The sequence below is a fragment of the Rhodoferax sp. TS-BS-61-7 genome (genome assembly GCF_002943465.1).
GTDB lineage: Bacteria > Pseudomonadota > Gammaproteobacteria > Burkholderiales > Burkholderiaceae_C > Allorhodoferax.
Map to the genome: position 1 here is coordinate 1,200,994 of NZ_PTQY01000001.1, position 26,022 is coordinate 1,227,015.

The 26,022-nt window shown below is 64.0% G+C and carries 23 protein-coding genes; 12 read left to right on the plus strand and 11 right to left on the minus strand.

What is annotated here, in order from left to right; translation table 11 throughout:
- The first annotated feature begins 4 nt into the window (after positions 1-4).
- Both C5F53_RS05685 and rsmA read left to right on the plus strand, forming a co-directional pair.
- Positions 5-1,312, plus strand: coding sequence for a peptidylprolyl isomerase (locus C5F53_RS05685; protein WP_105260296.1), 1,308 nt, complete (start codon positions 5-7; stop codon positions 1,310-1,312).
- Between the two features lie 94 nt (positions 1,313-1,406).
- Positions 1,407-2,216 (plus strand): 16S rRNA (adenine(1518)-N(6)/adenine(1519)-N(6))-dimethyltransferase RsmA, encoded by an 810-nt coding sequence (rsmA, locus tag C5F53_RS05690; protein ID WP_105260297.1) that lies wholly within the window; start codon positions 1,407-1,409, stop codon positions 2,214-2,216.
- A gap of 18 nt (positions 2,217-2,234) precedes the next feature.
- Here the strand turns inward: rsmA and C5F53_RS05695 are convergent, their stop codons facing one another.
- The 6 genes from C5F53_RS05695 to C5F53_RS05715 form a co-directional block, all read right to left on the minus strand.
- Positions 2,235-4,307 carry a PAS domain S-box protein gene (locus tag C5F53_RS05695; protein ID WP_105260298.1) on the minus strand — a complete coding sequence of 691 codons (2,073 nt, stop codon included), beginning with the start codon at positions 4,305-4,307 and terminating at the stop codon, positions 2,235-2,237.
- A gap of 117 nt (positions 4,308-4,424) precedes the next feature.
- A complete protein-coding gene (locus C5F53_RS20070) occupies positions 4,425-4,643 on the minus strand; it encodes a hypothetical protein (RefSeq protein WP_146097301.1) in 219 nt (72 codons plus the stop codon).
- On the minus strand, positions 4,622-5,023 hold the full coding sequence (locus C5F53_RS05700) for a barstar family protein (protein WP_094481228.1): 402 nt from the start codon (positions 5,021-5,023) through the stop codon (positions 4,622-4,624). The genes C5F53_RS20070 and C5F53_RS05700 overlap by 22 nt, the downstream gene beginning before the upstream one ends.
- A 34-nt stretch (positions 5,024-5,057) precedes the next feature.
- The gene (locus tag C5F53_RS05705) at positions 5,058-5,447 is read right to left on the minus strand and encodes a ribonuclease domain-containing protein (RefSeq protein ID WP_105260299.1); all 390 of its coding nucleotides are present in this window, start codon (positions 5,445-5,447) and stop codon (positions 5,058-5,060) included.
- 154 nt (positions 5,448-5,601) lie between these two features.
- Complete coding sequence (locus tag C5F53_RS05710; RefSeq protein WP_201740792.1) at positions 5,602-7,962, minus strand: NADP-dependent malic enzyme; 2,361 nt, start codon at positions 7,960-7,962, stop codon at positions 5,602-5,604.
- A gap of 137 nt (positions 7,963-8,099) precedes the next feature.
- Positions 8,100-9,299 (minus strand): FAD-dependent oxidoreductase, encoded by a 1,200-nt coding sequence (locus tag C5F53_RS05715; protein WP_105260301.1) that lies wholly within the window; start codon positions 9,297-9,299, stop codon positions 8,100-8,102.
- 132 nt (positions 9,300-9,431) lie between these two features.
- Between C5F53_RS05715 and C5F53_RS05720 the strand changes: the two genes are divergently transcribed.
- Together C5F53_RS05720 and ypfH are read left to right on the plus strand one after the other, a co-directional pair.
- On the plus strand, positions 9,432-10,637 hold the full coding sequence (locus C5F53_RS05720) for a multidrug effflux MFS transporter (protein WP_105260302.1): 1,206 nt from the start codon (positions 9,432-9,434) through the stop codon (positions 10,635-10,637).
- Entirely contained in the window at positions 10,630-11,316 is a 687-nt protein-coding gene (gene ypfH / locus C5F53_RS05725; RefSeq protein ID WP_105260303.1) for an esterase, read from the plus strand. Before C5F53_RS05720 ends, ypfH begins: the two co-directional genes overlap by 8 nt.
- Before the next feature lie 3 nt (positions 11,317-11,319).
- Here the strand turns inward: ypfH and C5F53_RS05730 are convergent, their stop codons facing one another.
- From C5F53_RS05730 to C5F53_RS05740, 3 genes are read right to left on the minus strand one after another with little or no spacing between them, the layout of a single operon-like run.
- Positions 11,320-11,706: a hypothetical protein gene (locus C5F53_RS05730; RefSeq protein WP_105260304.1), complete on the minus strand. Its 387-nt coding sequence runs from the start codon at positions 11,704-11,706 to the stop codon at positions 11,320-11,322.
- A 1-nt stretch (position 11,707) separates the two neighbouring features.
- The gene (locus tag C5F53_RS05735) at positions 11,708-13,102 is read right to left on the minus strand and encodes an aminopeptidase P N-terminal domain-containing protein (protein ID WP_105260305.1); all 1,395 of its coding nucleotides are present in this window, start codon (positions 13,100-13,102) and stop codon (positions 11,708-11,710) included.
- A gap of 4 nt (positions 13,103-13,106) precedes the next feature.
- Positions 13,107-13,901, minus strand: a complete 795-nt coding sequence (locus C5F53_RS05740) for a nucleotidyltransferase family protein (protein WP_105260306.1) — start codon at positions 13,899-13,901, stop codon at positions 13,107-13,109.
- Between the two features lie 70 nt (positions 13,902-13,971).
- On the opposite strand from C5F53_RS05740, the gene C5F53_RS05745 reads away from it, so the two are divergent.
- The 8 genes from C5F53_RS05745 to C5F53_RS05780 all read left to right on the plus strand — a co-directional run bounded on the left by C5F53_RS05745 (position 13,972) and on the right by C5F53_RS05780 (position 24,420).
- Positions 13,972-15,012, plus strand: a complete 1,041-nt coding sequence (locus tag C5F53_RS05745; protein ID WP_105260307.1) for an SPFH domain-containing protein — start codon at positions 13,972-13,974, stop codon at positions 15,010-15,012.
- Positions 15,013-15,114: 102 nt separating this feature from the next.
- On the plus strand, positions 15,115-16,644 hold the full coding sequence (locus C5F53_RS05750; protein ID WP_105260308.1) for a DUF4178 domain-containing protein: 1,530 nt from the start codon (positions 15,115-15,117) through the stop codon (positions 16,642-16,644).
- 20 nt (positions 16,645-16,664) lie between these two features.
- Complete coding sequence (locus C5F53_RS05755) at positions 16,665-16,883, plus strand: DUF350 domain-containing protein (protein WP_105260309.1); 219 nt, start codon at positions 16,665-16,667, stop codon at positions 16,881-16,883.
- Between the two features lie 73 nt (positions 16,884-16,956).
- Positions 16,957-18,519 carry a polyamine aminopropyltransferase gene (locus C5F53_RS05760; RefSeq protein ID WP_105260310.1) on the plus strand — a complete coding sequence of 521 codons (1,563 nt, stop codon included), beginning with the start codon at positions 16,957-16,959 and terminating at the stop codon, positions 18,517-18,519.
- A complete protein-coding gene (locus C5F53_RS05765) occupies positions 18,519-20,120 on the plus strand; it encodes an FAD-dependent oxidoreductase (RefSeq protein WP_105260438.1) in 1,602 nt (533 codons plus the stop codon). The genes C5F53_RS05760 and C5F53_RS05765 overlap by 1 nt, the downstream gene beginning before the upstream one ends.
- Positions 20,121-20,220: 100 nt before the next feature.
- Positions 20,221-21,153, plus strand: a complete 933-nt coding sequence (locus C5F53_RS05770; protein ID WP_236635223.1) for a TIGR01777 family oxidoreductase — start codon at positions 20,221-20,223, stop codon at positions 21,151-21,153.
- Positions 21,154-21,190: 37 nt separating this feature from the next.
- On the plus strand, positions 21,191-21,997 hold the full coding sequence (locus tag C5F53_RS05775; protein ID WP_105260311.1) for a hypothetical protein: 807 nt from the start codon (positions 21,191-21,193) through the stop codon (positions 21,995-21,997).
- A gap of 113 nt (positions 21,998-22,110) precedes the next feature.
- A complete protein-coding gene (locus tag C5F53_RS05780) occupies positions 22,111-24,420 on the plus strand; it encodes a penicillin-binding protein 1A (protein ID WP_236635224.1) in 2,310 nt (769 codons plus the stop codon).
- 18 nt (positions 24,421-24,438) lie between these two features.
- On the opposite strand, the gene C5F53_RS05785 is transcribed toward C5F53_RS05780, so the two are convergent.
- Both C5F53_RS05785 and C5F53_RS05790 read right to left on the minus strand, forming a co-directional pair.
- Complete coding sequence (locus C5F53_RS05785; protein ID WP_105260313.1) at positions 24,439-24,822, minus strand: S-adenosylmethionine decarboxylase family protein; 384 nt, start codon at positions 24,820-24,822, stop codon at positions 24,439-24,441.
- 12 nt (positions 24,823-24,834) lie between these two features.
- Entirely contained in the window at positions 24,835-25,956 is a 1,122-nt protein-coding gene (locus tag C5F53_RS05790; protein WP_105260314.1) for an NADH:flavin oxidoreductase/NADH oxidase, read from the minus strand.
- Positions 25,957-26,022: the final 66 nt, after the last annotated feature.

A 26,022-nucleotide genomic window follows, 5' to 3' on the forward strand; every position in this document is an offset into this window, starting at 1 on the left:
AACCATGAAATTACGCATGTGGGCCGCGGCCCTTGCCTGTGTCTGCGGTCTGGCGCTGCCATCGTTACACGCGCAAACCAGCCAGTCGCTGGATTACATCGTGGCGCTGGTGAATTCCGAGCCCATCACGCACCAGGAGCTGGAGCGTGACATCAAACGGGTCGCGCAACAAATCGCGCAGCAGGGCCAGGCAACGCCCCCGGCTGCCGAGCTGCGCCGTCTGGTGCTGGAGCGCATGATCAGCGACCGCGCCCAGCTGCAGCTGGCCCGTGAGACCGGCATCCGTATTGATGCCCCTGCCATTGACCGTGCCGAGCAAGCCGTGGCCACCCAAAATGAGGTGGACGTTGCCGGCCTGCACCAGCGCCTGGCCAAAGACGGCGTGAGTGTTGCCACCTTCCGCAGTGGGCTGCGTGACCAACTGACGCTGAACCGCTTGCATGAGCGTGATGTGGAGTCCACCATCAAGGTGTCCGACGTGGATGTGGAGCGCGCCATGCAAGCCCAGCAGGCGGCCAACACCGACCCGCTGACCTTCGACATCAACCTGGCCCAGATCCTGGTGGCCGTGCCCGAGAAAGCCTCAGCCGAGCAGGCCGCAGCCATCTTTGTGCAAGCCAAGCGCCTGCTGGATCGCATCCGTGCCGGTGAAGACTTTGACCGCTTGGTGAAAGAGGCCTCGGCGGCTGACCGCAACAACGGAGGGCAGCTGGGCCTGCGCCGTGCCGACCGTTACCCACTTTTGTTTGTCGAGGCGACCCAGGCCCTGAAGGTCGGTGAGGTGTCCGAGATCGTGCGCTCCGGTGCAGGGTTTCACATTCTCAAGGTGATTGAGAAACGCGCGCCCACACGCCTGGTGCAAACCGTGGTCCAGAGCCGTGCGCGTCACATCCTGCTGCGTAGCAGCCCCCAGCTATCGCAGGCCCAGGCCGTTGCCAAGCTGGCCGATGCCCGCCAGCGCATTGTGAGCGGCAAGACCGACTTTGCCTCGGCAGCGCGCAGCTTGTCGCAAGACACCTCGGCCGAGCAGGGTGGTGACTTGGGCTGGGCCAACCCAGGCATGTTTGTGCCGGAGTTTGAAGAGGCCATGAACGGACTCAAGGAAAACGAAATCAGCCAGCCCGTCGTGTCGCGTTTTGGTGTGCACCTGATCCAGCTCACGGAACGCCGTCGCGCAGAGCTGAGCCCGCAGCAGGTGCGCGAGTCGGTGCGCAACCAGTTGCGCCGCAGTCGTTATGACGAGGCCTACCGCAACTGGGCGCAAGACGTGCGTGGCCGCGCCTACGTGGAAATGCGCGAACCACCCCAATGATGGCCCCCACGCTCCGCACTTCGTGTCGTTCGCTGCCCCCCGGGGGGGCCTTCGCGCCTTGGGGCGGCCCGGCAGCGCTCAAGCCAGGATGGCTATGACCAAACACATCGCCCGCAAACGCTTTGGACAGCACTTCCTGTCTGACCGCGGCATCATCGATGCCATCGTGGATGCCATCCATCCACAGCCGGGCCAGCCCATGGTGGAGATTGGTCCCGGCTTGGCGGCGCTGACCCAGCCGCTGGTGGAACGCCTGGGCCACCTCACAGTGATCGAGCTAGACCGCGACCTGGCCAAACGCCTGCGTAGCCACGACCAACTGACGGTCATTGAGTCTGATGTGCTCAATGTGGACTTTAGCCTTATAGATATTGCGCAAGCAGCTACTAAAACGATAGCAAATTCTGAGATCACGGCCCGGCCCAAGCTGCGCGTGGTGGGCAATCTGCCGTACAACATCTCCACCCCCATCCTGTTCCACCTGCTGGACCATGTGGACTGCATCGAAGACCAGCACTTCATGCTGCAAAAGGAGGTGATTGACCGCATGGTCGCACCGGCAGATTCTTCGGATTTCAGCCGCCTGAGCGTGATGCTGCAATGGCGTTACGCCATGGAAGACGTGCTGTTTGTGCCGCCGGAGAGCTTCGATCCACCGCCGCGGGTGGACAGTGCGGTGGTGCGCATGGTGCCATTGGCGCAGCCACCGGCGATTGACCAGAAGCTCTTTTCCGAGATGGTGCAGGTGGCGTTCAGCCAGCGCCGCAAGCTGTTGCGCCACACCCTGGGCCGCTGGTTGGAGGAAAAAGGCTTTGTGGGGACCTTCGATGTGCAGCGCCGTGCCCAAGAGGTGCCGGTGCAGGACTACCTGGACCTGGTTCAGCAGTTGCACCCTGTCGCCTGACAGACCCGGTGGTGCGCGTCAGCCGTCGCTGATGGGCATGGCGGTGGCGCCCTCAACACGCTCCGGCGCCGTCATGGGCAGGGTGATGCTGAAGCTTGCACCCGCGCCAAGGCGGCTGTGGACTTCAATACGCCCGCCCAACACGCTGTGCACCAGGTTGTGCACGATGTGCAGGCCCAGCCCCGATCCACCCTGGCCCAGCCGGGTGGTGAAGAAGGGGTCAAACACGCGGTGCAGATTCTCGGGCACGATGCCGCGGCCACTGTCCCGCACCTCAATCACCACCTGTTTGCCATCCGGCGCCCAGGCTTGTACTTCCACCATGCCTTCTTCGCCGGGTTCAAAACCGTGCAGCACCGCGTTGTTGATCAAGTTGGTCAACACTTGACCCAGCGGGCCGGGGTAGCTGTCCATGGTCAGCCCCTCCTCGATGTGTGTGTGAACGTTGCACGCCGTCTTGCGCAGCGCAGGGTTCAGGGTGACCAGGATTTCTGCGACCACCGCGCCCAGGTCAAACTTGCGCCGTTGTGAGCTGGTCTGGTCCACCGCCACCTGCTTGAAACTGGCTACCAAGGCCGCAGCCCGTCCCAAGTTGCGCACCAGGATTTCGGAAGCCAGTTGCATGTCGGTCAGCAGGGTTTGCAGGTCGGACTTGCGCAGCCCGCTGTGGACCAAGCCCTGAAAACTCTCGATGCGGTGCTCCAGCGTGCTGGCCACCGTCAGGCCATTGCCGATCGGGGTGTTGAGCTCGTGGGCCACACCGGCCACCAGGGAGCCCAGCGCGGCCAGTTTCTCGCTCTGCACCAGTTGGTCCTGTGCAATTTGCAGCGTAGACAGGGCCTGTGAGAGCTCCGCATTGGCACCCTGCAGTTCCGCGGTGCGCCGCGCAACACGGGCCTCCAACTGGGCATTGAGCTCCAGAATGCCCTCCTGGGCGTGCTTGCGCTCGGTGATGTCAAAGTAGGTGAACAGCACCATGGTGCGGTTCATTTCGTCAAACAGCCGGGTCGACAGCGAGATCCAGCGCAACTCCCCGTTGCGGCGGCGCATTTGCACCTCCACGTCGGTGAAGGCGGTGCCCTCCGCCGTCATGCGCAGCAGGCGCGTGCGTTCCTCGGGGTCCACCCACACATTCAGCGTAAGGCCCGATTTGCCCTGGTCCTCGACCGGGTCAAAACCAAAAGCATCGAACCAGGCCAGGTTCCACTGGGTGGTCTGGTATTGGTTTTCGTCGCTGGAATAACACATGGGCAGCGGGGATTGGTCGAACAGGCGGACAAAGCGGGATTCGCTTTCCTGCAGAGCGCGGGCGGCCTTGCGTTCGTCAGTCACATCGCGCAGCAGGGCAATGATGTAACGTTCGCCGCGCGACTCGAAGACCACAGCATTGAGCAGTGCCTCGCGTACCTGGCCCTTGGCGTTCAGGGCCATGGGGAAGTCGTTCACGGCGCCCTCTGTTTCCAGCAGCGTAATCAGGCTGGGGCGTTTCTCCGGTTCGGCCCAGATGCGCAGCTCGGTGGATGTTTTGCCTAGCGCCTCTGCCCGTGCGATGCCGGTGATGCGCTCAAAGGCTGCGTTTACTTCTACATAACGTCCGTCAGTCACGCGGGAAATGGACATGAAATCCGGTGTGAGCTGGAACGCGGCCTTGAACTGCTCGTGCACGATGTTGTGTTCGGTCACGTCGCGGGCAATCCAGACGGCGTGTGAGTGTTCCGGCCCGTCCAGTGCAATCAGGGCGCAGTTGACCACACAGTCCCGCAGCGCACCATCACGTCGGCGCAGGGTCACCAGGTGGTTGCGAACCGACCCGGCACGCATCATTTCTGCGACCAGGGCGACCCGCTGTTCGGGGTGGGCCCACACATTGAAGTCCAGCATGCGCCGCCCCAGGACTTCTTCGCGTCGGTAGCCGCTGATGGTCTCAAAACCGGAGTTGGCCTTGGCGATGGTGCTGTCGCTCAGGCGGGTGATGACAATCCAGTCGGCGCTGGTGTTGAAGACCCGCGAGAAGGTGTCCTCTCCGTCCGAAAGTGCGTTCAGAATCCGGCGCCTGAGCGCCTTGGGGAGAAACCTTGCCAGGATGCCCATGCCAACGAGTGTCTATGTGTTTGGCGCAATAGTACAGCGCTAAAAATAGAAAAGCCTGTCACAGGGACAGGCTTTTCTGCGGAGCCAAACTGGCTCCGCGCGGGGGACGCTAGGTGCTTAGGCTGCAGCCAGCCAGTACCCAGCGTTGAAGGGGCTGCTCATGCGCAGCGCCAGGGGAGAGACGTCCAACAATTTGTCGGTCGGCATTTTTTCGCCGGCTTCGACGCCCAACTCCACGCCCACTACTTCGGTGGGTGCAGCTTCGCTGCTTGCCTCGTTCGCCCGTTCTGCTTGGCTGGTGTGTGCAGAACGGGCTACAGAAAAGAATAGAAGCATCGGAACGGTATCTTCCGGTCTCCCCAGTAGTCGGCGGTGTCGCGGAAGATGTCCAGCAGTTGCTCGCGCGCTTCCTTGTCAAACTTCACGTTTGCAGGAATGTGCTCCAGCACGGCGATAAAACCAGGCTGTGGGCCCGACTTGTGCACCGGGTCGGTCATGCTGTCGTAGAGCGCGTCAAAGTTCTTGCTGACCGTGGTGGGCAGCATGAACTGTTGGCCGATCATGTCCAGCACATCCTGCTTGGTCTGGGCATTGGCCAGGTTGGCGTACAGAAAGTGGTGTCCCAAGCCTTGTGCGGCTTCCTGCAGATCCGACACCCGGAAGGCGCGGATCGATTGAACGATGTTCGTTCTGACAGTTCGAAGTGGCATATCCATCCCCGATTCTCTTTCTCAAAGTACAAAATTCAATTCAAGGCACGATCTTGCGAAAACTCGCATAGTGATCGGCCGTGTAGTAACAGGCATCCGGTACCGTGGCCGGGCCACCGCACACCAATCGGCGTGCGCCGCGGGTTTGGGCCCCCGGGGTTTTGACGGTGTACTCGCGGTAATAACCACGGGTGTTCAGAGGCAGCAAGCGCTCCCTGTTACCGAAGACCACGCCGTCTTTGGCGTAGGGGAAGGGGCCGCCTTGCCGGACCAGCGCGTAGGTGGTTTGGGCTTGGACTGACAGACTACCCAGTGCAACATCGGTACCGGGCGGCAACGGCCGCGTATCTTTGGCAGAGAGGGAGCCGACAACAAGTGCCGCACTCAAAAACAAGCCAGTGAGTACTAACTTGGAAACACCCTTGCGCACCCTGAATCCTTGTGTGTCTACTGCGGGTAAACCCGAAAAAGCAAGCGCGTAGTGTCGCGTATCCGGCACAAAAAAGCAAGGCCTTGCTCAAGAAATAAGCAAGGCCTGCAGGGTTTTTAGCGCCCTAAGTGGGCGCTAACTGTAAGGAAAAGCTTCAGCGGGTGGCGTTGGCGTCCGCCACTGTCAACGCTGTCATATTCACAATGCGGCGTACTGTGGTGCTCGCGGTCAGCACATGCACCGGCTTGGCCGCACCCAGCAGCACCGGGCCAATGGCGATGTTGCCACCGGCCGCGGTTTTGAGCAGGTTGTAGGCAATATTGGCGGCGTCGATGTTGGGCAGTACCAGCAGATTGGCGTCCCCTTGCAGGGTGCTGTTGGGCATCAAGGCCTTGCGGGCTGCACCGTCCAGTGCCACGTCGCCGTGCATTTCGCCGTCCACTTCCAGCCACGGCGCCTGTTGTTGCAGCAGGGCCAGGGTCTTGCGCATCTTGATGGCGCTGGGTTCGTTGCTGCTGCCAAAGTTGGAGTGGGAGAGCAGTGCTGCCTTGGGCTTGAAGCCAAAACGCATCATTTCTTCGGCCGCCATCACCGTGATCTCGCACAGCTCTTCGGCAGTGGGGTCGTAATTGACGTGGGTATCCACCAGGAAGACCTGGCGGCCCGGCAGCATCAAGCCGTTCATGCAGGCGTAGATCTGCACGTCTTGCGGGGTGCTGGGGCTGCCGCCGTGGCGCTTACCAATCACCTGGTCGATGTAATGCAGGTGCAGTGCCGTGGTGCCCCAGGTGCCGCAGATCAGGCCGTCCACATCACCCTTGTGCAGCAGCATGGAGCCAATCAGGGTCAGGCGGCGGCGCATCTCGATCTTGGCGACCTGCACCGTGATGCCCTTGCGTTCGGTCATGCGGTGGTAGGTCTGCCAGAAGTCGCGGTAGCGGTGGTCCTGTTCCACGTTGACCACGTTGTAGTCCACGCCTTCTTTCAGGCGCAGGCCAAATTTCTCGACCCGCTCGGCAATCACTTTGGGGCGGCCGATCAGGGTGGGTAGGGCCAAGCCCTCGTCCACCACAATCTGGGCGGCACGCAGTACGCGCTCGTCTTCGCCTTCCGCATAGGCCACACGCTTCTTGAGTGCCTTCTTGGCCGCCGTGAAGATGGGCTTCATGGTGGTGCCGGAGGCGTAAACAAAACTTTGCAAGCGCTCGCGGTAGGCGTCCATGTCGGTGATGGGGCGCAGGGCCACGCCACTGTCGGCGGCGGCCTGGGCCACGGCCGGCGCGATCTTCATCATCAGGCGCGGGTCAAACGGCTTGGGGATCAGGTATTCGGGACCAAAAGCCAGTTGCTCGCCCACATAGGCGGCAGCCACTACTTCGCTCTGCTCGGCCTGGGCGAGCTCGGCAATCGCGTGCACCGCGGCAATTTCCATTTCCAGCGTGATGGTGGAGGCACCCGCATCCAGCGCACCGCGGAAGATGTAGGGGAAACACAGGACGTTGTTGACCTGGTTGGGGTAGTCGGTGCGGCCGGTGGCCATGATGGCGTCGTCGCGCACCGCTTTCACTTCTTCCGGCAGGATTTCGGGCGTGGGGTTGGCCAGCGCGAAGATCAGCGGCTTGGCCGCCATGGAGGCCACCATGTCGGGCTTGAGCACGCCGCCGGCGGACAGACCCAGGAAAATGTCGGCGCCCACGATCACCTCGCGCAGCGTGCGTGCATCGGTCTTCTGGGCGAATTGAATTTTGTCCTCGTCCATCAGCTCGGTGCGGCCTGCGTAAACCACACCCGCCAGGTCGGTCACATAGATGTTTTCACGCGGAATCCCCAGCTTGACCAGCAAACCCAGGCAAGCCAGCGCGGCGGCACCGGCGCCGGAGGTCACCAGCTTCACCTTTTTAGGATCTTTGCCGGCGATCTTCAGACCATTCAAGATGGCGGCGCCCACGCAGATGGCGGTGCCATGCTGGTCATCGTGGAACACCGGGATCTTCATGCGCTCGCGCAGCTTGCGCTCGACGTAGAAGCAGTCAGGTGCCTTGATGTCCTCGAGGTTGATACCGCCAAAGGTAGGTTCCAGCGACGCAATGATGTCGACCAGTTTGTCGAGGTCGTTTTTCTCGTCGATTTCGATGTCAAACACATCAATGCCGGCGAACTTCTTGAACAGCACGCCCTTGCCTTCCATCACTGGCTTGGAAGCCAGCGGGCCGATGTCACCCAGGCCCAGCACCGCAGTGCCGTTGGTGATGACAGCCACCAGATTGCCCCGGCTGGTGTACTTGAAGGCGTTGTTGGGGTCCTTGACGATTTCTTCGCAGGGTGCTGCCACGCCGGGCGAGTAGGCCAGCGCCAAATCATGCTGGTTGATCAGCTGCTTGGTCGCGCAGATGGCCACTTTGCCGGGGGTGGGAAACTCGTGGTACTCCAGCGCTGCTTGGCGCAGCTGGGCCTTCTTTTCGGCCGAGTTGGACACCGGTGGGTGCGGAACGAGAGGTGCGGGTTGCTGGGGCATTGAGGATCCTCTGGGCGAGGGGTTCTGACACAGTTGCAGACCCCTCGGTGCGGTCATGGGTGGTGGATTGTAGACCTGGCTCTCTAAAGCTCAGCCGCAGAGCGGGTGAACTTTATGCGAATAAAGAATGGGGTTATTCAGGGCTGAGTGGCCTTGCTTTGTTCCATGCGGCGGGCTGTGCTTTTGCCGGTCAGCACAAAGCCGCGTTGGGCGCCGTCGCTGTCGGTGAACTGCCAGATGCCGTCGCCATCGCCGGCCTTCCAGGTGCCTGCCAGCGCCGGGTGCGCGGCAGCCACCACGATGGGCAGCGCCGGGGTCTTGATGCTCACGGGCATCAGCGGAAACACCAGCGCTGTGGGCGTGCCCGCCAACGTGGCCGCCAAGGCCCGGGCCGCGTTCATGATGGGCATCACATACGGCAGGGTGCGTTGCCCGGCCGATGCGTACTGCGAACAATCCCCCAGGGCGTAGACGTCGGTAGCGGAGGTTTGCAGCATGTCGTCCACCACAATGCCGCGCTCGCAGACTAGGCCTGCGGCTGCGGCCAGTGTGGTGTCGGCACGCAGGCCAACAGCGCTAAGCACTAGGTCTGCTGCGACGCTGTTACCGTCGGCCAGTTGGACCCGTAGGCCACCGTCTGCGCTGTCTACCGCGGTCACTGTGGTCTCCAAGTGCCAGACCACACCCAGCGCTTGCAAGGCCGCCTGCAATTGCTCTCCAGCCTCTGCGGGTAGCAGCAATGCCAGCGGGCGAGGAGACGGGTCCACCACATGCACGGTGGCGCCAGCGAGCACCAGGTCGTTGGCAAACTCACAGCCAATCAGGCCCGCACCCATGATGAGCACGGTCTTGGGCGCTGCGGGTTCCGCGGCGCTGGGGTCCAAGCCAAGGGCCTGGTGGAAGGTGCCAAAGTCGTCCAGGTTGTTGATGGACTTGACCTGGTCTGCCGCCGTGCCGCCCACGGGAATGCGGATGGGCTGGGCGCCCGTGGCCAGCACCAGGCGGCTGTAGTGCAGGGTGTGCGTCTGGGCGTTGTGCGTCACCACTGCGTTGTGTGCCGCGGTGTCCAGGGATTGCACGTGGTGGTGCGCCAGCAGCGTGACGTTCAGCGTCTCGGCCATCTTGACGGCCGGCGTGGTAACCAGCTGTGCCGGTGTGCGTTTTTGCGCATAGGCGTTGGAGAGTGTGGGTTTGGCGTAAAAGTCGCCGCTGTCCGCGGTGACCAGCACGATGGGGGTGCTGGTGTCGAGTTTGCGGAACTCACGTACGGTGGTCCAGCCGGCCAGGCCTGCGCCAATGATGAGGAGGGGAGCGGAGGAGGGAGAAGTGTCGGTCATGGGGTTTTGCGGTGAAGGGCTCAGTGCCGTATTAAAGCCCAAGCCTCAGGCGGCCGAATGGACGTTCTGGCGCGAATCCCCAAGTATCCCCATGCCCCCACAGGTTGGAGGGGGAGGGGTATTCTCCGAACCATGAAATCTTCGTTTTTTGGCACCGCACTGGTGCTCGGCCTGTTATCGGCCATCGGTCCGTTCGCTATCGACATGTACCTTCCCGCCCTGCCCTCCATTGGGCAGAACCTGGGTGCCTCCATGGGGGCGGTGCAGGCCAGTCTAATGGCTTTTTTCATCGCCTTGGGGATTGGCCAGATCATTTACGGCCCGGTGTCTGACATGGTGGGTCGCAAGCCGCCACTGTATTTTGGCTTGGTGTTGTTTGCCGTGGCCAGTGTGGGTTGTGCTTTGGCACCGGACATTGAAACCCTGGTGGTGCTGCGCTTTATTCAGGGGCTGGGTGCTTGTGCCGGCATGGTGGTGCCGCGTGCCGTGGTGCGTGATCTGCACACCGGCCACGATGCCGCGCGCCTGATGTCGCTGCTGATGCTGGTGTTCAGCGTGTCGCCCATTCTGGCGCCGCTTGCGGGCAGCGTGCTGATCGAAATCGTGGGCTGGCGCAGCGTGTTTTGGGCGGTGACGGTGGCCGCTGTGTTGGGCATAGTGTTGCTGGCCACCAGCCTGCCCGAGACCCGCCCCGCCGAGGAGCGCGTCAATAGCAGCGTGGGCAGCGCCCTGGCCGCGTATGGCGTGTTGCTGCGCGACAAGCACTTTTTGGGGTTGGTGTTCATCGGCGCCTTCGGCATCTCCAGCTTCTTTGCCTACCTGGCCAATTCGTCCTTTGTGCTGATTGACCACTACGGCCTGACGCCGCGCCAGTACAGCCTGGCGTTTGCGGCCAATGCGGCCTCGTTCATCGGCATTTCCCAGTTCACCGGCAAGCTCAGTGCGCGTTTTGGCCTGGTGCGCCTAGTCAAGTTTGCGGTGGTGGGTTACGCCGCCATGATGACCCTGCTGCTGGCCATTAACCTGGCCGGTGTGGACCGCTTGGACGTGATGATTGGTGTGCTGTTTGTGGGTTATGGCTTTTTGGGCCTGGTGGTGCCCACCACGGCGGTGCTGGCGCTGGAGGAGCATGGCTCCATCGCCGGCACGGCCTCGGCCCTGATGGGCACGCTGCAGTTTGTCACCGGTGCCGTGGTCATGGCGTTGACCGGTCTGTTTGTGGACGGCAGTGCACGACCCATGGTGGCCGGCATTGCGGGTTCTGCCGTCGTAGCCCTGCTGCTGGCGCGGCTGACCTTGGGCCACGCCCAGCGTTTGGAGGAGAAAGCCTATGTCTGACGCTATCGTCGTTCAACGGCCCACAGGCCCGGCTAAGCAGCTCATGCTGTTGCAACATGGCGTGGGCGCTACCCCGCAAGGGCTGGTGCCCTTGGGGCAGCGCCTAGCGCAGGCGTTTCCCGACGCTCTGGTGGTCAGTGTGCAAGCGCCGCATGCGTCGGACCTGGGCCAGGGTTACCAATGGTTCTCGGTGCGCGGCATCACCGAAGAAGACCGGCCCGCGCGCGTGGCCGAGGCCATGCCCGCCTTTGTGGCCATGGTGCACGACTGGCAGCGCCAAAGTGGTGTGGGGCCCGAGGCCACCGCGTTGATCGGGTTTTCGCAGGGCGCCATCATGTCCCTGGAGGCTACACAATTGCCCCAGCACCTGGCCGGTCGTGTGGTGGCTCTGTCGGGCCGTTTTGCGGCGCTGCCGCAGGCGCCCCACCCACACACCACCCTCCACATGGTGCACGGCAAGAGTGATGCTGTTATTCACTACGGCTACACCGTGACCGGTGCCGAGCACCTGATCAGCCTGGGCGCAGACGTGACGGCCGATGTGATCCCGTTCCTGGGTCACGAGATCAATGATGCGGTGGTGGACACTGTGATGGAGCGCCTGCTGGGCCACTTGCCCAAGCGCCACTGGGAAGAGGTGCAACGTGCTGCCGAAGCCGGAGACACCCCGGCGCAGTAGCCCTCAGCGCGGTGTCTGGCGCAAAGCGCCGTCCAGAAACTCCATGCCCCAGACGGGTGGGCCGTCCCCGCGGGAGCGGCCCGGGGGGAGCTCACCGCTCATGAACACCTTCACGATGGCGGCCCGCACTTCGGGCGTGTCCAGCAGCTCTTCATACGAGCCATTCACGCGCAGGTAGTCGCCCGCGGGGGAGATCGCCAGCAGCCCGTACTCCTGGCCCCAACGCACCACGCCAATCACCACGTGCGGACTCTTGGCAATCACAAAGGCCTTCACCGCATTGCGCCGCAGCGACACGGTCAGCGGCCCCCGCTCCAGCCGCAAGGCCAGCGCCGCCCGCTGCGGAATGCGGCTGCTGTCCTTGCTGGTGATGCGGGCAGGGGTCGCCATGTCAGCCGCGCATCAGTGCTTCAATCGCGTCCGGCTCCACCGGCACACCGCGGCTGATGAGTTCGCAGCCGGTGTCGGTGACGATGGCGTCGTCTTCGATGCGGATGCCGATGTTGTGGAACTGCTCCGGCACACCGTCCGCCGGGCGCACATAGATGCCGGGCTCAATCGTCAGCACCATGCCGCTGCGCAGAATGCGCGCCGGGCGGTTCACAATCTCTGCACCCGTCAGGGCGTCCTTGCGCACACTGCCCTGGCCCAGCTCACTGGGTTCGGTGTAGCTGCCGCAGTCGTGCACATCCATGCCCAGCCAGTGGCCGGTGCGGTGCATATAAAACTGGAAGTAGGCGCGGCTCTCGATCACATCGTCCAAGCTGCCCACCTTGTGTTTGTCCAGCAGGCCCAGGTCCAGCATGCCCTGCGCCAGCACCTTCACGGTGGCCTCATGCGGGTCGGTAAAACGGGCGCCGGCCTTGGTCGCATTCACCGCGGCAATTTGTGATGCCAGCACCAGGTCATACAGCGCACGCTGCGGGCCGCTGAAGGTGCCGTTGGCCGGGAAGGTGCGCGTGATGTCGCTGGCGTAGCCGTCCAGCTCGCAGCCCGCGTCAATTAGCACCAGCTCGCCATTGCGCACTGCGCCCGCGTCGGCCCGGTAGTGCAGCACACAGGCGTTGGCACCTGCGGCGACGATGGAGCCATAGGCTGGGTACTGTGAACCCAGCTGGCGGAATTCGTGCAGCAGCTCGGCGTCCAGGTGGTATTCGCGCACGTCTTTGCCTTCGCGCAGCATGCGGGCGGACAGCTGCATGGCGCGGATGTGGGCGCCCGCGCTGATTTGCGCGGCGCGGCGCATGGTGTCCTGCTCGTAGGCATCCTTGATCAGGCGCATTTCGTCCAGCGGGCCGCAGAGGTCGCGCGTCTGCTCGGGCGTCAGCGCACCAAAGCGCACGCGGGCGCGCAGGCCGCTGAGCCAGCCGTCCACCCGGGTTTCCAGGCCCTTGTGCGTGGCAAAGGGATACCAAACGGCATCGGCTCCGTCCAGCAATGCCGGCATGCGCTGGTCCAACTCGTCCACCGAGTAGGCAGCGTCCACGCCCAACAGTTCCGGCGCGGCATCGGGGCCGACGCGAAAGCCGTCCCAGATTTCGCGCTCCAAATCCTTGGGCTGGCAAAACAACGTGGTCTTGCCGTCACCGGTGATAACCAGCCAGGCCTTGGGTTCGGCAAAACCGCTCAGGTAGTGGAAATAACTGTCAAAGCGGAACAGGAAGTCGCTGTCGCGGTTGCGCTGCTGCTCTGGGGCGGTGGGCAACACGGCCACGCCGTGTTTGCCAATGCGGGCGGCCAGCGTGGCGCGGCGGGCGGCGTAGTCTGCAGTCAGTGGGTGTGTCATGGTGTCAGGTGTTGAGTTCTGCCAGCCGCTCGGGCGTGCCGACATCGGTCCAGCGACCAGTGTAAATCTCGGCGCTCACCTGTGCTTGCGCCATGGCTTTGCGCAGCAGCGGCGCCAGCGGCGCCTTGATGCCTTGCGGGTTGCCTGCAGGAATGTCGCACCATGGCGCGGCAAACAGGGCGTGACGGAACAGCGCGAAGGTGCTGTAGGTGTAGCGCGGCGCGGTGCTGTCGGCCGCTGGGTCGGTGCACAGGCCCACGCCGTGGGCGTCCACCTGTTCCAGCCCAAAGTCGCCCTTGCGGTGGTGCGCCGGGTTGGGCACCAGCCACAGGTGGGCCAGCTTGCCGCTGGCAGCAAAGCGGTCTACCGCAGCCTGGGTGAACACAAAGTCGGGCGCATACACATCGCCGGCCATGGACCAGAACACGGGCGCCAACTGCGGCAGCGCGCGCGCAATGCCGCCCGCCGTCTCCAGCGCGCCGCCAAAGTCGCGCCCTTCGTGTGAGTAGTGCAATGCCAAAGAGTCAGAGGGGCGCTCTGTTTTTAATAGCTGCTCGCGCAGTATGGACGAAGGCTGCATGCCAATTTGATGCCCAAACCGGGCCTCGATCTGCTCGCCCAGCCAGGCGGTGTTCACCACGGCCCGGTCAAAACCCCCGAGGGCCAGCGCCTCCAGGTGGTACTGCATCAGGGGTTTGCCTTGCACAGCGAGCAAGGGTTTGGGGCACGTATCGGTCAGCGGGCGCATGCGCTCGCCGCGGCCGGCGGCCAGCACGATGGCGGTGGACAGGGAAGACATGGGCGCAGAGCATAGCCCAGTGCCACGGCCTGCGGCTATCATCTTCCCCACACATATTCAGGAGGGCACCATGGGACTGATGGACTTCATCAAGAAACAGTTTATTGACGTCATTCAATGGACTGAAGAGGACGATGGCACGCTGGCCTGGCGCTTCCCCATGGCGGGAATGGAAATCCAGAACGGCGGCACGCTGGTTGTGCGCGAGTCGCAGCTGGCGGTGTTTGTGAACGAGGGCAAGGTGGCCGATGTGTTTGGCCCCGGCACCCACACGCTAACCACGCAAACCCTGCCGGTGCTGACCTACCTGAAGAACTGGGACAAGCTGTTCGAGTCCCCCTTCAAGAGCGATGTGTACTTCTTCAGCACGCGCCAGCAGATCGACCAGAAGTGGGGTACGCCCCAGCCCATCACCATCCGCGATGCCGACTTTGGCGCCGTGCGCCTGCGCGCTTTTGGTAACTACAACTTCCGCATTGCCGACCCCAAGCTCTTCCACACCGAAATCTCGGGCACGCGCGAGAGTTACACCACGGCCGATATTGACGGCCAATTGCGTGGCCTGGTGTTGCAGAACATCAGCAACGCGGTGGCCAGCAGTGGTATCGCCTTCTTGGACTTGGCGGCGAATCAGCTGAGTTTTGCGCAGGCGCTGGTGCGCCAGCTGGCGCCCGAGTTCGAGAAGATTGGCTTGAAGCTCGAAGGCATGACGGTGCAGAACGTCTCGTTGCCCGAAGAGTTGCAGAAAATCCTGGACCAGAAAATCGGTATGGGTATGGTCGGCAACGACATGGGCAAGTTCATGCAGTACCAGACCGCGCAGGCGATTCCGAAGTTTGCCGAAGGTGCGAGCTCTGGTGGCGGTATTGCGGGTGACGCCATGGGCTTGGGTGCCGGTGTGGCGCTGGGCCAGGTGTTGGCGCAGAACCTGGCCGCTGGCCTGCAAGGTAACGCGGCACCTGCGGCGGCGGCCGTGGCCCAGGCTGCGGGCGTGAAGCCTGAGGACGTGATGGCTACGCTGGAAAAACTTGGCGATCTGAAATCCAAGGGCATCCTGACCCAGGAAGAGTTTGACGCCAAGAAGGCGGAACTGCTGAAGAAGCTGGTCTAGTCGTTGACGAGGCGGGTGGAGCGGCAGAGGGTTCTGCTACGTGTCCCCCGCCCTTCGGGCTCCTGCTTTACCTCCGCATAACCCTCTACCGCTCCGCCCTCCTTGGCTAACGAGACTGTTGCTGCCCAACGCGCCTACCGGGCCCCGTGCCCGGGCTGTGGTGCGCCTGTCAGCTTTCTGAGTGCGCAGAGCACACACGCCGTCTGCGCGTTTTGCCAGAGCACCGTGGTGCGCAATGGTGATGTGCTGCAACGCATCGGCAAGATGGCCGAGCTGTTTGACGACCACAGCCTGCTGCAGCTACAAGCCAGTGGCACCTGGAATGGCCAGAGCTTCACGCTGCTGGGTCGGCTGCAATACAAATACCGCGAAGGCACCTGGACCGAGTGGCATGCGGTGCTGGGCGACGGCAGCAGCGCCTACCTCAGCGAAGACAACGGTGCCTATGTGTTCACCACCGCGCAGGCCGTGCAGCGCGAAATGCCGCCGGCCGAGCGCTTCCGCGTCGGTGCCACCACGGCCATCAACGGCAAGTCGTTCACCGTCGCGTCCAACCAATCGGTTGCGCTGATTTCTGCGCAGGGCGAGCTGCCGCGCCTGCCCGCGCTGGGTGCCAGCTTTGCGATGGTGGAGCTGCGTAGCCAGGCGGTGGATGCCAAGGGCGTGGGCGAGGTGCTCAGTGTGGACTACAGCAGCCAGCCGCCCAGCGTGAGTTTGGGCAAGTCGGTGCTGCTGGAGGATCTGAAGCTCACGGGTCTGAAAGACGAATCGGCCAAGGACGAAAAGGGCCGGCAGTTTGCCTGCCCGAACTGTGGCGCCACGCTGACCGTGAAGCTGGCCGGCAGCCAAAGCATGAGCTGCGGCTCCTGCAACAGCATCATCGACCTGTCGCAAGGCATCGGCGGTGAGCTCAAACACGCGATCCAGGACGAACCCGTGCAGCCGCTGATCCCGCTGGGCACCACGGGCACGCTGCAGGGCGCGCAGTGGCAGGTGGTGGGCTTTCAGCACCGCATGGGCACTGACCCTAGCGACCCCGACGAACACTTTGGCTGGGAAGAATATTTGCTCTTCAACGCCAAGCGCGGCTTCATCTTTCTGGTGGATTCCACCGAGGGCTGGAGTGTGGTGCGCCCCGCCACGGGGGCGCCTGTGGTTAGCAGCAACCAGCAAAGTGCCAAGTACTTGGGCACACACTACCAGCTGAAGGAAAGTTATACCGCACGGACCAACTACGTGGTGGGCGAGTTTTATTGGCAGGTGCAGCGCGACCAGGTGACCGAGAACCGCGACTACAGCAGTGGCAAAAACCTGCTGTCGCTAGAGCAAACGGCCAACGAGCTGACCTGGTCGGTGGGCAACACCATCGACAGTGCGACGGTGGCCATGGCCTTCAAGCTGAAGGACAAACAAGACCTGCTCAAACGCACCGACGTGGGGCCATTGGTGTCCGGCACCAACCCCTTCATGCGTCAGGAGTTCTGGGTGTTTATTGTGGTGGTGCTGATTTTCCTGGCCATGACACGCTGCTCACCCGATTGCGACCCGAAGGTGGAGAACTGCTCCAGCAGCAGCTACCGTTCTTCGGGCGGATCGTACGGCGGCTTTTCTTCGGGTGGCGGGCACAAATAGATGTTGGAATTTTCAAGGAGATGACCATGGAATGGTTGAAACCGGATGTGGTGTTGGGCTCGGTGTTGTACGCGGTGATGGGGGTGCTGATCTTCTGGATCAGTTTCCTCATCATTGACAAGATCACGCCCTACAACCTGTGGCTGGAGATTGTGGAGAAGCAGAACAAGGCACTAGCCCTGGTGGTGGCGGCCATGTCGCTGGGCATTTGCATCATCGTGGCGGCAGCCATCCATTGATGCCCCCACGCTCCACCGCTGCGCGGGTCGCTGCCCCCCGCGGGGGCGCGTTTCACCTTGGGGCGGCCCTGCGGTGAAACCTGAGTCTTCCCAGGCTGCCGGGCCACGCCCGGTGGAGGTGGCCCTGCTGGCCTCGGTGTTTGTGGTGGCGGCCTGCGGGCTGGTGTACGAGCTGGCCGCGGGTGCGTTGGCGTCTTACCTGCTGGGCGATTCGGTGTTGCAGTTCAGCACCGTCATCGGGGCCTACCTGTTTGCCATGGGCATTGGCTCCTACCTGTCGCGCTTTTTCGAGCGCCAGCTCACGGCCCACTTTTTGCGCATAGAACTGATGGTAGCCCTTGCCGGTGGTGCGCTTCCAGCTATTCTTTTTGTAGCGCATGCCTGGGTGCCGGGTTCCTTCCGTTTTGTGCTCTACGCCATGGTGCTACTGGTCGGCATTCTGGTGGGGCTGGAGATTCCGCTGGTCATGCGCATCCTCAAACGCAATGTGGCGCTCAAGGATCTGGTGTCGCAGGTGCTGACCTTTGACTACCTGGGTGCACTCGCCGTATCGGTGGCGTTTCCGCTCTTGCTGGTGCCCAAGCTGGGGCTGGTGCGCACCGGGTTGTTGTTCGGCTTGTTGAATGCAGCGGTGGCCCTGTGGGCGCTGTGGCTGTTTCGCCATGAGCTGCGGCGGTTTGCCGCGCATGCCTGGGCCTGTGGCGTGGTGCTGGCTCTGTTGGGCGCGGGCATGGTCGCGGCCGACCACATCACCACCTGGGCCGAGGACCGGCTCTACCAGGACAAAGCCATCATCGCGCAGTCCAGCCCCTACCAGCGTATTGTGGTGACCCACTCCCCGGGTGAGGGGCAGTTGGGCTACCGCCTGTTCCTCAACGGCAATTTGCAGTTCGCCCAGCGTGACGAATACCGTTACCACGAAGCCCTGGTGCACCCGGCCATGGCTGCGTTTTCGGCCAGCGGCGCGGCACCCAAAAAGGTGGCGGTGCTGGGCGGTGGCGACGGCATGGCCGTGCGCGAAGTCCTCAAATACCCTGGCGTGGAACAAGTCACGCTGGTGGAGCTGGACCCGGCCATGACCACGCTGTTCAGCCAGACGCCGGAGCTGGCCGCGCTCAACAGCGAGTCGCTGCGTTCGCCCAAGGTGCGGGTTATCAACACCGATGCCTTCACCTGGCTGCAGGGCACAGACGAAGTGTTTGACGTCATCGTGGTGGACTTTCCCGACCCCACCAATTTCTCGGTGGGCAAACTCTTCACCAACGCCTTCTACGCCCTGCTCGACAAGCACCTGGCCGCCAGCGGCTACGCGGTGGTGCAGACCACCTCGCCATTGATCGCGCGCAAGAGTTTCTGGACCGTGGTGACCACCATCGAATCCGTCGGCCTGACCGCCACGCCGTACCACGCCCATGTGCCCAGCTTTGGCGAATGGGGCTTTGTGCTGGCCAGCCGCCGCCCGTTCCGTATGCCCACGGTGCTGCCCGCCGGCCTGCGCTTTTTGAACGTGCCCAGCCTGCCGCTGCTGTTTGACTTTCCGCAGGACATGGGGCGTGTACCCACCGAGGTGAACCGGCTGTCCAACCAGGTGCTGGTGACGACGTATGAAGAGGAATGGGGCAGGGTGGTGAAATGATGCAGCGTCGCCACTTTCTGGCGTCTGTCGCCGTGCCTCTGGTGGCGTGCTCTTCGCAAACGGACATCACCGGTGGCTTCACCGGCGTAGACCACGCGCGCGGCCACCGCTTGCGCGACACCACGGCCTGGCCCGCCCCTGCCGTCATTCACCGCACGCACACCGTCATCGCCGGTGGTGGTGTTGCGGGCCTGGCCGCCGCACGTGCGCTGCGCCTGCGGGGCATGGACGACTTTGCGCTGCTGGAGCTGGAAGACAGCGCGGGCGGCAATGCGCGTGCTGGAGTCGTAGGGGGCATCCCCTGCCCGCTGGGTGCGCACTACCTGCCGCTGCCCAGCGACGATGCGCCCGAGGTGCAAAACCTGCTGGAAGAACTGGGCCTGCGCCAGCGTGTGGCGGGGCGCTGGTTATACGACGAACGCCATCTGTGCCACAGCCCGCAGGAGCGGCTGTTTTTTAACGGCGCCTGGCAGGACGGTCTGCTGCCGGTGCAGGGTGTGGGCGAGGCCACGCTGGCGCAGTACCGCCGCTTTGCCATGCTGGTGGAGCAGGCGCGCAGCGCAGCCCAATGGACCATTCCCATACAAAACAAGCCTCTGGCCCCTATACAGCGTGCGCTTGCAGCTATGACTTTCATAGCGTACCTGGAACACAACGGCCTGACCGACCCGCACCTGCGCTGGTACCTGGACTACTGCTGCCGCGACGACTACGGCGCGGGCATTGCCACGGTGTCGGCCTGGGCTGGCATCCACTACTTTGCCAGCCGCCATGGTTTCCACGCGCCGGGGGCCGAGTCGGCCGAGCGCGAAGGCCTGCTGACCTGGCCCGAGGGCAATGCCTGGCTAACGCGCCGCCTGGCCACCCCGTTGGGCGAGCGCCTGTGCACCGGCCACGTGGTACTGCGCGTGGCGCAGGGCCGCAACGGGGTGGAGGTGGATGCCTTCAACACTGCGACGCAGCAAGTGGAGCGCTGGCAGGCGCAGCAGGCGATCGTGACGCTGCCCATTTTTGTGGCGGCACGCGTGGTGGAGGGTGCGCCCGACTTTCTGCGCCAGGCCGCCCAGCGCGTGGTCTACGCGCCCTGGTTGGTGGCCAACATCCATATCCGCGAACCGCTACATGACCGCCCCGGCCCGGCCCCCAGCTGGGACAACGTGGTCTACGGCACCCAGGGCCTGGGGTATGTGGATGCCATGCACCAGAGTCTGCAGCCGGTGCCCGGCGCCACCGTGCTCACCCACTACCGTGCGCTGGGCGATGACGGTGGTGGCCCCAGCGCCGGGCGCAAGCAGCTGCTGGAGCAGCCGTGGACGCACTGGCGCGACACCCTCCTGGCCGAGCTGGCCGCCGCCCACCCCGACCTGCCGGCCAAAGCCACGCGCATGGAGCTGACCCGCTACGGCCATGCCATGGCCATTCCCATACCCTCAGTTCAGGGTCAAATAGGCTTCAAACCATTATGGAATATGCGCAAACAGCTATCAAAAACAGAGCGTTTTGGCTTGCAATCGGGCCGCCTGCGTTTTGCCCACAGCGACTGGGCGGGTTACTCCATCTTTGAAGAGGCGTTCACGCTGGGGCACTGGGCGGGGGCATGAGGCTGCGCGACGGGCCGCCCCTGCGATTTCTGGTAGCTTAGGGCACGGTGCCCCGTATGTGGGTGCCGCCGTTGGTGTGGCCATGGAGACTGAAGCACGCATGACATCTTCCCCCAATCCCTTTTTGGCCTTGCCCCCGCAGCGTGTGCTGGTGACCGGTGGCACCGGGTTCATCGGCTCGGCCGTGGTGAAGCAACTGCTGGACGCCGGCCATGCCGTCACGCTGCTGGCCCGCAAACCCGCGCTTGCAACGAAACAATTTCAAGCCCGCGCCCGCTGTGTACCCACCCTGGCGGCGCTGGGGGCGGAGGAGGCTTTTGACACCGTCATCAATCTGGCCGGCGCCCCGGTGCTGGGCCCGCGGTGGAGCCCCAAACGCCAGGCGCAGCTGCTGGACAGCCGTGTGGGGGTGACGCAGGCGCTGCTGCAATGGCTGGGCCGTGCCGTGCACAAGCCCACGGCCTGGTTGCAGGCCTCCGCCATTGGTTACTACGGCGTGCGCAGCGGGGATGAACACCTGACGGAATCCAGCGCGCCGGGAGGCGGTTTTATGTCGGTGTTGTGCCAACGGTGGGAAGCGTCTGCCCAACCCGTGGCGGACCAGGGTGTGCGCCTGGTGGTGTTGCGTTTGGGCGTGGTGCTGGGGCCCGGCGGCGCCTTGCCACCCATGTTGTTGCCCCACCGGTTTGGCATGGGTGGCCGTTTGGGTGATGGCCAGCAGGTGATGAGCTGGATCCACCGCCACGACGTGTTGCACATCATGGCCCGGGCCATGGCCGACACCGGCATGCAAGGCGTCTACAACACCGTGGCACCCGGTGCCATCCGCCAGGTCGAGTTCGCCCGCACCGTGGGCCAAGTGCTGCACCGGCCCGTGTGGCTGCATCTGCCTGCAGCCCCCTTGCGCTGGGCCGCTGGCGAAATGGCCGAGCTGCTGCTGGACGGGCAACGCGTGGTGCCCCAGCGTCTGGTGGCGGCCGGTTATCAGTTTGCCTACCCTGGTTTGCAGCAGGCGCTGGAAAACCTGGTTTGACGCGGCAGGGAGTGCAAACGGACAGAGGGAGGCCCATATGACGAACGACAACGAATTTTTGGCAACCGAGTACCAAAGCATCCGGGCCACGGCCTATGCCCTGGCCGGTGGTCTGACGGACCTGCCGCAGCGCGCCTCGGTGTACTTTCATTTGTACGAGGACTCGGGCGGCCGCAATGTGTTTCCGCTGATCGCCGCCCATGGCGCGCTATGGGGTGCGGGCTACTTTGCCAAAGGCCTTTGGGCGGGCAAGTGGTTGTCCTTGCAATATGGCTTGCAACCCGGGTTGCGGCGCAAGCGCTTGCAAGCGCTGCAGCAGTTTGCAGACCAGTTTCGGGACATCAACCGGCGCGTCTGCGCCGAGGCCTACAGTGTTTACCACTTTTCAAAGCACTATGGCCACACGGCGTTTGCCGCCGAGCGCATCCCACCCCGTTTGCTGCGCGTGCTCAACCAATGCCATGCGTCGTGCTTGGCAGGGGATGCGTTCTCTGTCGAAAGCCGCCGGGAGTTGTTCGATGCCTTCTTCCTGTGGGAGCAGGACACCATCGTTGCCCAAGCTGTGCATGCGGCGGTGGCACAGCTGGATTGGCCGGTGGCAAAGGTCTTGGCCATGCGACCGCGCATCACGTTTGCCTACTTTGCGAGCGGCCGAGGCCTGCAGTTCCGCAACTTTGTTGACCAGGAGGAGCGCATCCGGCATGGCCGCATGGCCTATGCTGTGGCCGAGCAGGCGGGCTTGGACACGGTGGCGGCTGCCATCGCGAACTATGGAATCATGCCGGCTCTTTTCCTCAAGGACAGCCGGGCCCACTTTGCAAGTCAGCTTGCTGCTGCCCCCTGAGTGCCGCGCTCCGGTCCTACCCGCGGCAACAGCTGGAAACACTTGTGACAGGGCCCCCCATGCGCGGTCTGCGCCGGGTCTGCCCATAATGCGCCCTCACCTTACCCATGCTTATGCAATCCACCTCCCGGGGCCCCTGGCCCAAGCAAGCGCTCAAAATCGGCTTGGCCCTGTGTGCCCTGGCCGTGTTGGGCCTGCTGCTGGCCACCGCGTTTTTTTACACCCAGCTGCCTGACATTTCCACGTTGTCCAGCTACCAGCCCAAGCAGCCGCTGCGGGTGTTCACGGCCGATGGGGTGGAGATTGGCGGCTTTGGCAGCGAGCGCCGCGTGTACCAGCGCATCGACCAGATCCCGCCGCTCATGAAAGACAGCCTGTTGGCGGTGGAAGACTCACGGTTTTACAGCCATGGCGGGGTAGACCCGGTGGGCGTGGCCCGTGCCCTGCTGGCCAACCTGACCGGGGGGCGCATGCAGGGCGCGTCCACCATCACGCAGCAGGTGGCCCGCACTTTCTTTTTGAGCCGCTCGCGCACGCTGGAGCGCAAGCTCAAAGAGGCCATGTTGGCCTACCGCATCGAAGCGCAGCTCAGCAAGGACCAGATTCTGGAGCTGTACATGAACCAGATCTACCTGGGGTCGCGCGCCTACGGGTTTGAGGCGGCGGCGCAAACCTACTTTGGCAAAACGCTTTCCGCCCTCAGTGCGGCCGAATGTGCCATGTTGGCCGGGCTGCCGCAGAACCCCTACTTTGCCAACCCGATCCAGAACCTGGACCGTGCCCGTGCCCGCCAGATCGTGGCGCTGGGCCGCATGCGCTCACAAGAGGTGATCGACGGCGGCCAGTACGCGGCCGCCCTGCTGGAGAAACTGGTGGTGCGCAAACGCAACGAGGTGGAGGTGCATGCCGAGTACGTGGCCGAGATGGTGCGCCAGCAGGTCTATGCCCAGTACGGCGAGCTCAGCTACACCACCGGCCTCAATGTCACCACCACCCTGCGGGCCACCGAGCAGCAGGCGGCCTACAAGGCCTTGCGCCGCACGCTGGTGGAGCACTCGCTGCGCCAAGTCTGGCGCGGCCCCGAAGGGCAGGAGAGCCTGGCCGAGTCCCTGAAGGACGACAACCCCGCCGTCGCCCAGGCCCTGGCGGACTACGACGACGATGAAGACCTGCGCCTGGCCATCGTCACGCGCGCCAGCGCCAAGTCCGTCACCGTGGTGTTGGCTTCCGGTGAAGTCATCACCATCGAAGGCACCGGCCTGCGTCCGGCGCAAAGCGGCTTGGCCGACAACGCCTCGGCCAAGCTGCGCGTGCGCCGCGGCGCGGTGCTGCGTGTGCTGCAGCAAGGCAAGGCCTGGAGCCTGGTGCAGTGGCCCGAGACCGAAGGCGCACTCGTCGCCATGGACCCGGCCAATGGCCAGATCCGTGCGCTGGTGGGTGGCTTTGATTTCCACCGCAACCAGTTCAACCACGTGACCCAGGGCTGGCGCCAGCCCGGCTCCAGCTACAAACCTTTCATCTACTCCGGCGCGATAGAAGCCGGCATGCAGCCCGAAAGCCTGGTCAACGACGCAGCGTTGGAGAACGTGGGCGACTGGGCTCCCGAGAACGACGATGGCAGCACCGAAGGCCCCATCACGCTACGCCACGCATTGGCGCGCTCCAAAAATCTGGTCTCCATCCGCCTCATGCAGCTGCTCTCGCCCCAGGGTGCGCGCAGCTGGACCAGCCGCTTCGGCTTCGATGCCGAGCGCCAGCCCGACAACCTGACCCAGGCGCTGGGCACCGGGTCTACCAACCCGCTGCAGCTGGCCGGTGCCTATGCTGTGCTGGCCAACGGTGGCTACCGCGTGAGCCCGCTGCTGGTGCAACGCATTGCCCGGGCCAGCGGCGAGGTAGTGTTTGAGGCCCCACCCCCTGCCGTGCTGGACGAGAACCAGCGTGCCATTCCCGCACGCAACGCCTTCATGGTGTCCACCCTGCTGCAAGAGGTCACGCGCAGCGGCACCGCCGCACGCGCGCAGGCCGCGCTCAAGCGCCCGGACCTGTATGGCAAAACCGGCACCACCAACGATGTGGTGGACGCTTGGTTTGCCGGCTACCAGCCGGGCCTGGTGGCCGTGGTGTGGGTGGGTTACGACGTGCCACGCAGCCTGGGCAACCGCGCCTCGGGCTCTGCCCTGGCCCTGCCAGCCTGGATCGACTACATGGCCGTGGCGCTGAAGGGCGTGCCGGTGCAAGAGGTGCAGCCACCCGATGGCGTGGTGCGCTCCGGCAGCGAGTGGCGTTATGCCGAGTGGAGCTGGGGTGGCTTCATCCCGAGCCTGGGTGTGGATGGCCAGGCCATCAGCCCGGCGCTGCAGGTGCCCCCCAGCTGGGAACCTGCACCGCCGGTCGCGGCAACGCCAGCCCCAGCCCCCTGAGGGGCCGCTTCGGCTGCTTCAGGCGCGCGGCAGGCCGCCGCGTTGCAAGGCGTGCTGCTCCACCTGTGCGGCGTCAAACAGCTGCAGCAGTGCAGCCAGCAAAGCGCGTGCCTTGGCGGAGTGGTCGCCGCCCATATTGCACACATACACATCGAGTGTCACGGCGCGCTGTTCGGGCCAGGTGTGCACACACAGGTGCGACTCGGCCAGCAGCACCGTGGCGGTCACGCCGCCCGGCCCTTGGTCGGTGGCAGGAAAACTGTGCACCACCTGGGACACCGCTTGCAGCCCAACCGTTTGCACGGCCTGGAAGCAAAAGTCGCCCAGCGGCCCGGCCTCGGTCAGCCAGTCCATGGCGCAGCGGCAGCCGTGTAAATCGGCGGTGAGGTGCAGTCCCTGCATGGGGCTGTCCGCTCAGCGCCCGCCCACCGCCACCTTGCCAAACACGGCCTGCGCCTCGCGCGGCAGGCTGCGCCAATAGGTCGGGTGGGCCTGCACTTCACCATGCAGCGCAGCTGCGGCCTGCCAGCCCCAGCGGGGTTGGTACAAAAAGGCACGTGCCAGGCCCACCAGGTCGGCCTCGCCACTTTGCAAAATCGCCTCGGCCTGGTGCGGGTCGGTGATCAGGCCCACGGCGATGGTCAGCAGGCCACTGGTCTCGCGGATCTGTCGGGCAAAGTCGACCTGGTAGTTGGGTCCCAGGGCAATCTTCTGTTGCGGTGACACGCCACCACTGGACACGTGGATGAAGTCGCAACCCAATGCCTTCAGGCGCTTGGCAAACTCGGCGCTCTGCTGCACGTCCCAGGCGCCCTCCACCCAGTCGCTGGCCGACAGACGCAGGCCCAACACGCCGTCATACACGGCTCGCACGGCGGCAAACACCTCCAGCGGAAAGCGGATGCGGTTCTCGAAATTGCCGCCATAGGCATCCTTGCGCTGGTTGGCAATCGGCGACAAAAACTCATGCAGCAGGTAGCCGTGGGCGCTGTGGATCTCAATCACTTCAAGCCCCAAGCGGTCGGCACGTTGGGCGGCTTCCACAAACGCGTTCTTCACGCGTTCCATGCCCGCAGCGTCCAGCTCCGTGGGCGGTGCTTCGCCGGGCAACTGGGGCAGCGCCGAAGGGCCAAAGGTTTCCCAGCCACCCTCTTCTTTCGCCATCAGCTGGCCGCCTTCCCATGGGATGTGGCTGGACGCCTTGCGCCCTGCGTGTGCGAGCTGGATGCACACCGGTACCTGTGGCGCGAGCTTGCGCGCACGTGCCAGCTTGTCCGCAAGTGCGGCTTCGGTGCGGTCGTCCCACAGTCCCAGGCAGGCCGGGGTGATGCGGCCTTCGGGCAGCACACCCGTGGCTTCGATCATGAACAGGCCAGCGCCGCTGTTGAGCAGGTTGGCCCAGTGCATCAGGTGCCAGTCGGTGGCTTCGCCGTTGACGGACTGGTACTGGCACATGGGCGCAATGACGATGCGGTTGGGCAAGGTGAGGCCGCCGCGGGGCGATGGCAGGGTGAGGGGGGTGAAAAGCAGGCTCATGCATAAAAGCATAGCCCATGGGTCAAATTCCGTGCGGTACCGCTCCGTAACGTCCCTCCGGCGCGG